This window comes from Halorhodospira abdelmalekii (assembly GCF_016583625.1).
GTDB lineage: Bacteria > Pseudomonadota > Gammaproteobacteria > Nitrococcales > Halorhodospiraceae > Halorhodospira > Halorhodospira abdelmalekii.
Window position 1 is genome coordinate 1 of sequence record NZ_NRRN01000065.1, and the last position, 11,628, is coordinate 11,628.

Annotated in this window: 7 protein-coding genes; all 7 read right to left on the reverse strand. The window is 58.9% G+C overall.

Annotated features, from left to right (window positions below):
• Window positions 1-218: 218 nt before the first annotated feature.
• The 7 genes from CKO15_RS12295 to CKO15_RS14705 all read right to left on the reverse strand — a co-directional run bounded on the left by CKO15_RS12295 (window position 219) and on the right by CKO15_RS14705 (window position 11,626).
• Window positions 219-1,124, reverse strand: coding sequence for a type I restriction endonuclease (locus CKO15_RS12295; protein WP_338036063.1), 906 nt, complete (start codon window positions 1,122-1,124; stop codon window positions 219-221).
• 3 nt (window positions 1,125-1,127) lie between these two features.
• Entirely contained in the window at window positions 1,128-1,409 is a 282-nt protein-coding gene (locus CKO15_RS14230; RefSeq protein ID WP_242464777.1) for a hypothetical protein, read from the reverse strand.
• 6 nt (window positions 1,410-1,415) lie between these two features.
• Entirely contained in the window at window positions 1,416-2,459 is a 1,044-nt protein-coding gene (locus CKO15_RS12300; RefSeq protein ID WP_200196729.1) for a PDDEXK nuclease domain-containing protein, read from the reverse strand.
• On the reverse strand, window positions 2,456-3,094 hold the full coding sequence (locus CKO15_RS12305) for a restriction endonuclease subunit S (RefSeq protein ID WP_200196731.1): 639 nt from the start codon (window positions 3,092-3,094) through the stop codon (window positions 2,456-2,458). The genes CKO15_RS12300 and CKO15_RS12305 overlap by 4 nt, the downstream gene beginning before the upstream one ends.
• Entirely contained in the window at window positions 3,091-5,553 is a 2,463-nt protein-coding gene (locus tag CKO15_RS12310; protein WP_200196739.1) for a type I restriction-modification system subunit M, read from the reverse strand. The genes CKO15_RS12305 and CKO15_RS12310 overlap by 4 nt, the downstream gene beginning before the upstream one ends.
• Before the next feature lie 289 nt (window positions 5,554-5,842).
• Entirely contained in the window at window positions 5,843-8,017 is a 2,175-nt protein-coding gene (locus CKO15_RS12315; protein ID WP_200196742.1) for a hypothetical protein, read from the reverse strand.
• Window positions 8,018-10,864: 2,847 nt separating this feature from the next.
• Window positions 10,865-11,626, reverse strand: coding sequence for a reverse transcriptase domain-containing protein (locus CKO15_RS14705; protein WP_420842146.1), 762 nt, complete (start codon window positions 11,624-11,626; stop codon window positions 10,865-10,867).
• Window positions 11,627-11,628 lie beyond the last annotated feature (2 nt).

The window sequence follows — 11,628 nt, forward strand, 5'->3', positions numbered from 1 at the left end:
TCCCCTTGGGCTTTCCCTCCTGCTTCGAACGATCAGTCACCATCACGCACGAGGAGAGTGGCGATAGGATTAAGCACTATCCTACGTTCATAGAACGACTCCTTTGAGCGACTTCGTGTCGCAAAGCTTCTTCCGCTTTGTGCTCAATCCATCCGGTGACATGGTCTCGATCATAACAGAATGGTGGCCACTTGCAAGATGCGCCGCTTCACCACCCCCTAAGCCACTGCGCGGCTATAGGCGGAGCACTGCGGCGCGTTTTGGTAGAAGCGCCCGTGGACCGGCGGCGGGTCGCCCTTGAGGTCGCCGGGATCGAACTTATGCACCAAGGCGCAGAGCAGCCGGGGCGTAGTCGCGCCCAGCATCTGAACGAACTGTGCGCGTGAGGTGATGCGCGGCGACGGGTCATTCTCGCCCACCACCCCGGCGTTGCGCATGACGCCGACGATCTGCCGGTCGAGCTCGTCGCGGTCGGTCACCACCAGAATGCGGGCGGCTGGATCGTGCTCCATGATCCACTTGGCCAACAGCACCATCAGGATGCTCTTACCGCTGCCCTGGGTGTGCCAAATCACCCCGCCTTCGCGCTGGGCGATCCGCGCCTGCGCGGCCTTGACGCCAAAGTACCGGTGGGGCCGGGGCACCTTCTTCTGCCCGGCATCGAAGATCACAAAGTTACGGATCAAGTCGAGCAGGCGCTCTTTGCTGCATAGCTGCGCCAGCGGCTGATCCAGCAACACGCCGGGCGAGGTTCCAGCGCTGCCTTCTTCGTCCTTCCACTGCACAAAGAACTGCTCCGGGGTGCCGGTGGTGCCGTAGCGCAGCCCCTGGGCGTCGCTGCCGGCGAGCAGCAGCTGCACGGTGGTGAAAAAGTGCTCGTTGAAGATCGACTCTTGGTTGGTGATGAGCTGACGCACCCCATCGGTCACCTCCACCGAACTGCGCTTAAGCTCAATCACCACCACCGCGATGCCGTTGATATAGAGCACCAGATCGGGGCGGCGCTCGTGGCCGCCCTTGAGCGTGACCTCCTCGGCTAAGGCAAAGTCGTTGCGCTCGGGCTGCTCCCAGTCGATCAGCTGCACATCCTCATGCGGCTGCCCCGGCCAGAGCAGCACCTTCACCGGTTAGCGCAGCAGGTTGTAGGTGCGCAGATTGGCCTGATAGAGCGTCACGCCGGTGACATCGGCGGCGGTCTCCAGCTTCTGCAAAGCGGCGTTGATATGGGGATCGGAGTAGCCGCGCTCACGCAGATTGGCGCGCAGCAGCTCCGTCTCGATGGCGCGGTTCTGCTCGCGCTGGTGCCAGTCGCCGAGATGGCGATAGCCCAGCCCACCCTCTGCCTGGGGGCGGGTAAACAGGGCTACGACGCGCTCCTGGGTGTGGCGTTCGAGGCGAACACTGCTCATACGTCATTATCCTTCCTGCCGATCGGCTCGCAGCCGAGCCCGCGCGTTCTCGACCGACTGCTGCAAGCGGGCCTGCAGGGTTTCACGGGGCGGCAGCACGGTTAGGTACTCAGCCACATGGATGCCGCTGCCGTCGAGTTCCAGCAGCTCGATCTGCTCCTGCTGTTTGCCCGCGCAGAGGATGATGCCCAGCGGTGGGTTTTCGTCAACCTCCTGCTCGTAACGGGCCAGCCAGCGCAGATAGAGCTCCATCTGCCCTTTGTACTCGGCCTTGAAGCGACCCAGCTTGAGGTCGATGGCCACCAGGCGCTTGAGCTTGCGGTTGTAAAAGAGCAGGTCGATGTAGAAGTCCTCGTCGTCGATCTGGATGCGCCGCTGGCGCGCTACGAAGGTAAAGCCAGCGCCCAGCTCCAGCAGAAACTGCTCGATCTCGCGCAAGATGGCGTCTTCTAGGTCGCGCTCTAGGTAGCGGTCGTTCAGGCCGAGGAAGTCGAGGATGTAGGGGTCTTTGAGGAGCAGCTCTGGCGAGGGCTGACCGCTCTCGCGCAATGCCTGAAGGTCAGCCCGGATCGTTTGCTCCGGTTGGCGCGAGATGGCGCTGCGCTCGAACAACATCGACTGGATGCGTTCCTGCAGCTGGCGCACCGACCAACCCTCCAGCCGGCAGAGCTCAGTGTAGAACTCCCGTTGCAGGCTGTCCTTCAGCCCGATCAGCAGAATGAAATGGCTCCAGCTCAATTGTGCAGACAGCGTCTGCACAATCTCGACACTGGGATAACACTGAGCAAACAGGCACATATTCGCCAGATTGCGCTTCGACCAGCCCCGCCCGTAGGCGCAGGTAAGCTCACCGGCCAAGGTGGCCATCACCTGCTTGCCATAGCGAGCCCGCTCATCGCCAAGAACCTCCTTGTTGATGCGGTTACCCACCTGCCAGTAGAGCAGCGTCAGCTCGGCATTGACAGCCACCGCGGCTCGCTGACGAGCCGCGTCGATCAGCTGACGTAGATCGTCAACCAGTGCCGAGTCGGTGCTGGGCATGTTGCTCATACCAGCCGCGTCCTCCCGGTCAACAGCTCCTGCATCATGGCCTGCTTGAGGGCGGCGGTCTTGGCGCGGCGTTGCTGCAGAGCTTCGAGTTCGGCGTCCATGTCGGAGAGGATGGTGGCGATAGCACGTTGTTCACGCTCATTAAGTGGGCTTGCATACTTAAAACCAAAAAGGTGTTCTTTCTTGATGTAAGGTATTGATGACCCAATCTTGCCAAGACCCAAAGACTCAGAAAGATAAGCGCATAATTGCTGCCATAAGAAGCCCACATCATCAGCAAAACTACAAAGGACATAAGTTCTTTGGTATGCTTCAAATTTGCCCTTGAAATAATGAAGGTTCCCGACATCGCCATTGCCCGCTATCAGTATTGCCTCTGTGTCAAAAGAGTATGAATCGCTATAAGTGGATGAGCGTGAACAGGTAAAAAATGGGTACCGGCCTTTAGGGTTGCCTTCATTTACATCCTTCTTTCCTGTCGCAATATGACAGGCCATACCTAGTTGCTTCAGTCCCCAATCCTCAGGAATCAACCCCACCTCGGTCTGCTTGTACCCCTCCGGCACCGCCGGCGTTTCCACCTGCGACGCATACCCCGCCGAAGCATCGCGCGCATCCATCGCCTCCCCATTCATGACCACGCCACCCCCATAGTCTTCAGGTGCTCCTCCACCCGCGCCGACAGGCTCTCCACCTCATCAGCCAGCTTAGGCAGTGGGGTTGCGTAGCGTTCGGCCAGCTGGCGCACCCGAGCGGTCAAGGTCTGGGAGACGCGCTCCAGTTCGTCCTGAACGGCGGTCTCCAGCGCAGCGAGCCACTTGTCGTCGACCACCAAGGTCTTGATCTCCTCCTCGCTGAGTTCGGGGTACGTCTCGTAGGCGAGCTGGTCGAGGGCGGCTTCGGCCTCCTTCATCTGCTTTTTCAGCTCACTCTGGCGACTGTCGAGCTGGCTCCACTGCTTGAGGATCTTGGCCTCGTCGGTGTACTCGGGATCGCCCTTGATCTCTTTGAGGCGCTTGGAGACCTCGCCCTTGTTGATCTTGTCCAACTCGGCGAAGGCGCCATCCTCCCCGCCGTGCTCCTCTTCCAGCTCGGTGAGCTGGGCAGCGACGGTATCGATCTCACCCTGCAGAGCGTCCAGTTCGGCCTGCTGCTCGCTGAAGTAGCGGGCGACGATGTAGGGCTTGGGGATGAGATCACAGGTCCAGCCCTTGTCCTTCATCTGGCCCTTCTTCTTGCCGCTTTTGACCTCTTCGAGCAGGCGGCGAGGTTCGGCCACCCAGCCATCGGCGGCGATCTCGTAGGCGTCGTCCTGCAGCGTCTCGTACCAGTAGTCCATTAGGTGCTGGTAGATGTCGTAGGGGTCGAGCAGCGGTGCGGCGCGGAAGGTATCGAGCAGCTCTTCGCCGATCTCGGTGATCAGCGCCTTAGGCTGGCCGTCCACGTCGAAGCCCTTGAGTACGGGTCGGTTGTGGCTGCGCCACTCATCGAAGAGAGCGGCGATGCGGGCTCTGAAGGCGGCGAACTCTTCGTGCTCAAGGATGGTAGACCTGATCGCGGCCACCTCCACTGCCAGCTCGGCGTAGCCGGGGTGGCCGTTGGTGCGGAACAGCGCCCGGCGCAGGCCCGGGAAGACCTGCCAGTAGGCGGCCAGACCCGGAACCGGCGGGATGGCCGCCGGATCGCCGTCGATATCGCGCTCGGGGATGCCGCCGTTCATGTGGGCGTGCAGGTCGTGGCGATCTTCCGGCTCGCTGGCGTCGATGTAGCGCGGCAGGTTGAGGTTGTAGTCGTTTTTCGGATCGGCGATCTCGTCAAACGGCACCATGCGGGCGTAGCGCGGCACGTCGGCCTGCTTCTTGAAGGTATCGACGATGCGGTGGATGTCCTGCTCGCGCAGGCGGTTCTTGTTGCCGTCCTTGATGAAGCCCTTGGCGGCGTCGATCATGAAGATGCCCTTGCGAGCTCGGGCATTCTCCTTGTCGAGCACCAAGATGCAGGCAGGTATGCCGGTGCCATAGAAGAGGTTGGCCGGCAGACCGATGATCCCTTTGAGATAGCCAGAGCGCACCAGCTGCTTGCGGATAGCGGCCTCAGCGTGGCCTCGGAACAGCACACCGTGGGGCAGGATCACCGCGCCCTTGCCGCCGGATTTCATGGAGCGGACGATGTGCAGCAGGTAGGCGTAGTCACCCTGCTTGGCCGGGGGCGAGCCCCAAGCGAAGCGCTGCCAAGGGTCGTCGTCCGGGGTAAGGCCGGCGCTCCAGCCCTTATCCGAGAACGGCGGATTGGCGACCACGTAGTCGTAGGTGCGGAGCGCCTCCCCCTCCTTGAACTTCGGGTTGGCTAGGGTGTTGCCGTTGAGAATGTTGGCGGTGGGGAAGTCGTGCAGGATCATGTTCATCCGCGCCAGACCGGCGGTGGTGACATCCTTCTCCTGCCCTTCCAAGGTGATGTGCTTGCCAGCCTCGGCAGCGATCTTCAGCAGCAGCGAGCCGGAGCCGCAGGTCGGGTCGTAGGCGGTCGTGGCCGCCACGGCAGTCTCAGGCGAGATGCCGATCACTTGGGCGATGATGCGGCTGACCTCAGACGGGGTGTAGAACTGGCCCTTGCTCTTGCCACTCTCCTGGGCGAAGTGGCGCATCAGGTACTCGTAGGCGTCGCCCAAGATGTCGTCGTTCTCGGCCCGGTTCTTGGCGAAGTTCAGCTCCGGCTTCTGGAAGATGCTGATCAGGTTGGTCAGGCGATCGACCATCGCCTTGCCTTCGCCGAGCTTGTTAGGGTCGTTGAAGTCGGGGAAGTCGCTGCGCGCAAGCCGCTGGTTGGCCTCAATCAGCGGCTGGATGATCTGGGTGTTGATCTTGTCGCCGATGTCGCTCTTGCCCTTAAGCTCGACCATGTCGGCGAAGCTGGCCCCCTCCGGGATGAGGACCGGCGGAGCGAAGTCGTCAGAGTCGGCGTACTTATCCGAGATGTACTTGATGAAGAGCATGAACAGGACGTAGTCCTTGTACTGCGAGGCGTCCATGCCGCCGCGCAGTTCATCGCAGGAGGCCCAGAGGGAGGAGTAGAGTTCGGATTTCTTGATTGCCATTTGCTGCTGTGCTCTCCGTCTCGGATGTCACGTCGCTGTGGACGCAGGTCTTGATCATACCTTGCTGACTGGCCAATTTGTTCGTCTTGAGGCTAGGGGCAATTATGGGCTAATGGTGGGCGATGAGGCTGATCAAGCCCCCCCCTCAAAAAGGTGCGAGGAGGGACTTGATCGGTGGAGCGGACGACACTGATTAAATCGGCCTTCTTAAATCGCGTAACCCACTGTTTGGATGGGCATTAAAACCGATCGTCGCCCTTGTCAACGTATGGCCATATCTTACCAAGGATCATAGCAGCTCGAAGCTGGTATCCACCCCTAGCAGCTCCAGCTCGTCGGCATCGTAACGCCTCTCATTGCCTTGACGGTCTCGGACATCGACCCGAGTGACATTGTATGTGCCGGAGTCATTGGTTTCTAAAGGCCAAATTTTTACGGAATTTCGGTTGACTGCGTTCTCTTCATCGCTCCAGTTATAGAGACCAACAAGTCGATAAGAACCGGTAATTGCAGAGCCTTCTGAAAACGCGTAACTGAGGTTTTGATCAAACCAGATGGAAACCCTGTCCACACCGGACAAGTCGTCAGTTGCCCCTACCGTAAACTTAAGGTATACCGAGTCGCCTGATAAATCAACCTGATCAGTAATGGAAAGGCTCAACAACTCCGGTGGTTGAGTATCTGACCGACCTCCAGTTAGCTCAAAACTGGTATCAAATCCTAGCAGCTCCAGCTCATCGGCGTCGTAACGCCTCTCATTGCCTTGACGGTCTCGGACATCGACCCGAGTGATGTTGTATGTGCCGGAGTCATTGGTTTCTAAAGGCCAAATTTTTACGGAATTTCGGTTGACTGCGTTCTCTTCATCGCTCCAGTTATAGAGACCAACAAGTCGATAAGAACCGGTAATTGCAGAGCCTTCTGAAAACGCGTAACTGAGGTTTTGATCAAACCAGATGGAAACCCTGTCCACACCGGACAAGTCGTCAGTTGCCCCTACCGTAAACTTAAGGTATACCGAGTCGCCTGATAAATCAACCTGATCAGTAATGGAAAGGCTCAACAACTCCGGTGGTTGAGTATCTGACCCAGGGTGAGGCGCAGGTGGTGGTTCCGGCGTTGGCAGAGGTGTTGGCTCGGGCGTTGGCAGAGGTGTTGGCTCGGGCGTTGGCGCAAGTGGTGGCTCCGGAATTGGCTCCGGCATTGGCGCAGGTATTGGCTCCGGAATTGGCTCCGGCGTTGGCGCAGGTGGTGGCATCGGCTCAGACGCACGCCGAACCAAAGAACCATCTTCGACCACATAGATAATCGAGCCTAACAACCTCCCATTAACTATCATATTGCTTACTTCAACAGCGAAATTCTCGGCATTTTCTTCGCTGACGATAAAATCAAATTCAAGCACGCCATTTTCGGCACCGTTAGCAGCAGAAATTAAATAACTGGATCTGGTCTCTCCACCTAAAGTAGTGCTAGACAAAGAAGTCGATAAGGCGCCGCCACCCTGTAAGGAAAAATTGTCCAAAGTAGCCACCGAGGGGAAAACCATATCAAATCTGATGTTATTACTCCCCGGCGTCCATCCATCACCTAATGGCAGCTCAAGGCGTACTTTATTGGGTTCCGGCTCGGGTTCGGGTTCTGGCTCGGGTTCTGGCTCCGGCTCCGGCTCGGGTTCTGGCTCCGGCTCCGGCTCGGGTTCTGGCTCCGGCTCCGGCTCCGGCTCTGGCTCTGGCCCGGGTTCTGGCTCTGGCGTCGGCCCTCGCTCCGGAATCTGGCGGCTCTGCACCGCTGCACGCGCTGCATCGGGCAGATCACTCACCACCCTATCCGGTATATTCAGACCTACGGCATTCATCAGATCAGGCCGGAGATGTCCGTCACTAGTCATCAACTGCGCAGCAACAGCTTCGTCATCTATGGTTACTGTAAACCACCGTGGTAGATCACCGGCGAGCCGATCCAGATCTTGCAATCGGAATTGGGTGCCATGAGCTTCGGCGACTCGGAGACCAACCTCTTGGCGTATCGTGCCCACTAGGTCAGTCAGGCCATTACCTAATAGCACCGGATCAGCGATGCCATTCTCTCGAATGAACTCCTCAAGCGCAGCGGCAAACTGCTGGCGGAAGTCGATGTGCGTCGGATCATCATTGAGCCCTGGATTCCCCGCCTGAGCCTCCTTGAGCATCTGCACCAGCAACTGATCGGGCTGCACATCGCCGCGCTGCAGCCGCCCAACCCAGTGGTCAACGCGAGCTTGGCCTTGGTGCATCGCTGCATTTAGATCAAGGTCGACTTGCCGAACCTGCTCTGCTGTCAACTCGCCGCGAGCCATATAGGCGGCTTTGACGAGTGTCAGGAAATCTCCATCTTCCCCTGCGGATCTCGGACTGAGCACATTGAGCCCAAGATCGTATTCCAGAAAGGCTCCATTGAAAAAATCGAACTCTCTATTTCTCATTATTTTTATTCCTAATCCCAATGCCGTGGCGCTAGACAGTACCAACGGCCTCGACCATCGATTAGTCCACCACGCTCAGCAATTGAGCACTTGGTGAGCACTCCTATCACCAAAGAGTCATGGGGAAAGCCGAATAGCTCACGCTCGAACGCTCACGACACTAGGCCCACCATCACACTTGCAGCCAAGATGGCCACCGCGCCGAGCCAGCAAGAGACTTCCCCCGAAGCTAGATTAGCCCGCTCTGACGACGATGGGAAGCCCACAGCAACACGCACCCACTGACACCACCACGGGGTTATAACACAATGATTTATATAGCTTTGCGCGGTTCTCCACGAAGGAGGCAGCCCTAGCCGCAATCGTCGAGACGCCGGGCGAAGCGATCGTTGAGCGCAGCCGTGAGGCAGGCGAGTGCTTCGAGCCCGGCCTCAGTCGGCTGGCGTCTGATGCGGCCAAGCCGGCGCTGGCCGTCGAGGAGCTGCGTGGGCTCGTGGCAAGAGGTGAGGACGATCTGTAAAAGCCTCGACGGAGAACCAGCGGGCGGCGCCCTCGCAGGATGCGCGGGGCACCTCACTCAAGGGGCTTGTGCCTCCCCGTTGCCAAACCGTGATCAGCGGCGTCCCGTGCTCAACCCCTACCCAAGCTGGTTCGGCCACGCGAAGCGATCCACACCGTCCTCTACGGCAGCTGGAGAAGGCTTCGGACCACAGGTCGCTGAACACACCTCTTCGGATTTCACCTCTGTACCCTCTTGGGCCTATCACTAAAAATCAATAGCTTAGGGCTAAAAGTAGTCCCAAAGCGTTTATGGGTATTCTAGCGGTAGTCGACCTCGCCTGAGGTGGGCTAAGTGGGCAGGGGATGGATCAGCAGCGTAGCAAATCCAGATTCCTCGCTTGTGTTCAGACGGACCTGGCCGGCTACGTGCCGGGGAGGATAAAGCGATGCAAGCTACTGAAGTTCAAGAGCGCAACGATCAGACCGTGTGCTCAGCTGTGTTGACCAAACCGACAAACTACGAGCTACAAACAGACGAACTACAAACAGCCGAACTGAAGAGCGAGCATGAGGAGCATCGTACTGAATCCTCGTCACCTGCGGCACTGTCCGTGATCCATGCCGTAGAACCGAGGCGGCTATCGAAAAGCTATCGCCTTGATCCTGAGAAAGGGCTCGTCAAGGAGTCGGGCGGCAATCTGATACGGGGGAACTATAAGCGGATCGACATCTGTGGGCCAGCAGAACTTGCGGAGCTTATAAGCCAGATGGAGCCCCGTCAGGCGTTGTGCTTTGGTGTCACCGCGAAGCCCAAGGCAATGATCGCTGCACGGGATTGTGCCCTAGAGGGCGAGATCACACGCACTCGCGACCACTTTGACTGGCCAGCGGGGTCGGGATGGCTCCTGTTGGATTACGATCCTCCAGAAAATGAAACTCCGCTGACTAGAGAGGAACTTTTGGAGGCACTGATCGAAGTTTGGCCGGAGTTGAAAGGCGCTCCTGCGGTCGTCGGATCGAGTGGCTCGGCCTACATCTACAACGCCGAAACCGGTGAAGAGCTGGTAGGCGCAGGTGGGCTCAGGGTATACGTCCAGGTCGCCGATGCTCGCGACATCCGACGCGCCGGGCAGGTCCTCCACGAGCGTCTCTGGCTCGCGGGGCGGGGGTACTACAACATCAGCAAATCCGGTCAGTACCTTGATCGCTCCCCAGTCGATACAGCCGTGTGGCAACCAGAACGGCTCGATTTCGCCGCCGGGGCACACTGTGTGCAGCCGCTTGAACAGCGTCGCCCGGAGCCCGAAGTCCGCAACCCGACGGCTGCACCCATTGATACGCGGCGGACACTCCCTGATCTGAATGCAGAGGATCGGGATAGGCTGGAATCGCTCCAAGCCGACCTCCGATACGCTCGACGCGAAGAACAGGCGCAGATTCGAGGGGCTTGGATCGAAGAGCGCATTCAATTCTTCGCTGAGGAAGGCAGTGACGAACAGGCTCGTGAGCGGCTCATGCGGGTCTTGGACCGATGGGAACTCCCGGCGGAGTTCAAGCTATTTAGCCACAGTATGCAGGACTGGGTGACTGTTGGGGAAATCCTCAAAAACCGCGACCAATGGCACGGCGAGCGCTTCGCTGATCCTTTGGAGCCGGACTATAGGGGCGATACCCGGATCGCTTGGGCCAACCTTCGAGGCGGGGGCATGCCCTACATTCATAGCCACGCCCATGGAGGGCAGCGCTTCGATCTCATCGGCGATCTCCCGAGCATACGGATAAACCCAGGCGAGATGCCTGCACTGATCCGAGTAGCCGATCAAATCCTTACCGGTGCCGGCGCAGTCTATCAACGAGGCGGTGAACTCGTCCGAATCCTTAGCCGGGAGGGCCACATCCAGAAGGTGACTCATCATTGGCTGAAGACCCACCTTGAGGAGCGGGCACATTGGCTGAGATTCGACGGACGCAAACAAGTGTGGATGGTGAAGGATTGCCCGGACGAACTTCCGAAGCGAGTCATGCACAACCGTGGCGCATGGGGAATGCCGGAATTGACGGGTATCGTTCGCGGGCCGATCTTACGGCCGGATGGAAGCCTGCTCAAAACACCGGGATACGACCAGTACACAGGGTTACTCCTGTTGGCTGAGCATCCGGACGGATGGCCCAGCATCCCGGAAGAACCCAGCCCGGAGCAGGTGCGGAAGGCGCTCGCCAGACTCTGGGAGCCCTTCCAGCACTTCCCATTCGTCGATGATCTATCTCGGTCGAGTCGCCCCGGGGAACCGCCCCCCGAGGCGCTCACAGAACCGTACGTGAACCTCTCGATTCATACGGCTCTTGTCATCGGGCCTTCGAGCCTGTGTAAAGCGCCTGCCAGTGAACGAAGAGTGTCGGCTTTGCTGCCCGGATCCGTCGGAGCCATTCAAACGCGCGACGCCAGCTTCGTCTCAGATGCTTATACTTGCGGCGTGCCCAGCGTACGAGTCGCAGCTCAAGACGGGAAAGGAATCGCAGAAGCTGTCCAACATTGAAGCGCCCGTAGTAACGCAGCCAGCCGCGCACCACTGGATTGATGACCTCGGCCAACATATCTAGTGTGTCGTGAACACGAGCTGTAAGGCGCCAGCTTCGTACCTTTTGCCCCATCTTCTTTAGTGACTTACGACTGACCGCCGGGTTGAAGCCCACAAACAGTGTCCCCTGTCGCGTTCGCGACGGACGTGGTCGAAACGTGTACCCCAGAAAGTCAAAAGATTGATTTGGGTACGTCCCACGTCGTCGACTCCCTTTGCAGTAGACAATCCGGGTCTTCTCGGGATGCAGGGCCAGGCCGCACTCGCTAAACCGCTTCTCCAGTTCTTCAATCAGTCGTCGGGCTTCGGCTTCAGTCTGGCAGTGGCAAACCGCATCGTCCGCATAGCGGGCGAACGGGACATCTGGCCAGTTCCGCTTCATCCAGCAGTCGAAAGCGTAGTGAAGAAAGAGATTCGCTAGCAGCGGACTAATGACTCCGCCCTGCGGAGTTCCCCGGTCCCTCGGGTATCGTGTCCCGTCGGAGAGTACCAGGTCGGCTTTCAGCCACCGCTCGATATACAGGAGTATCC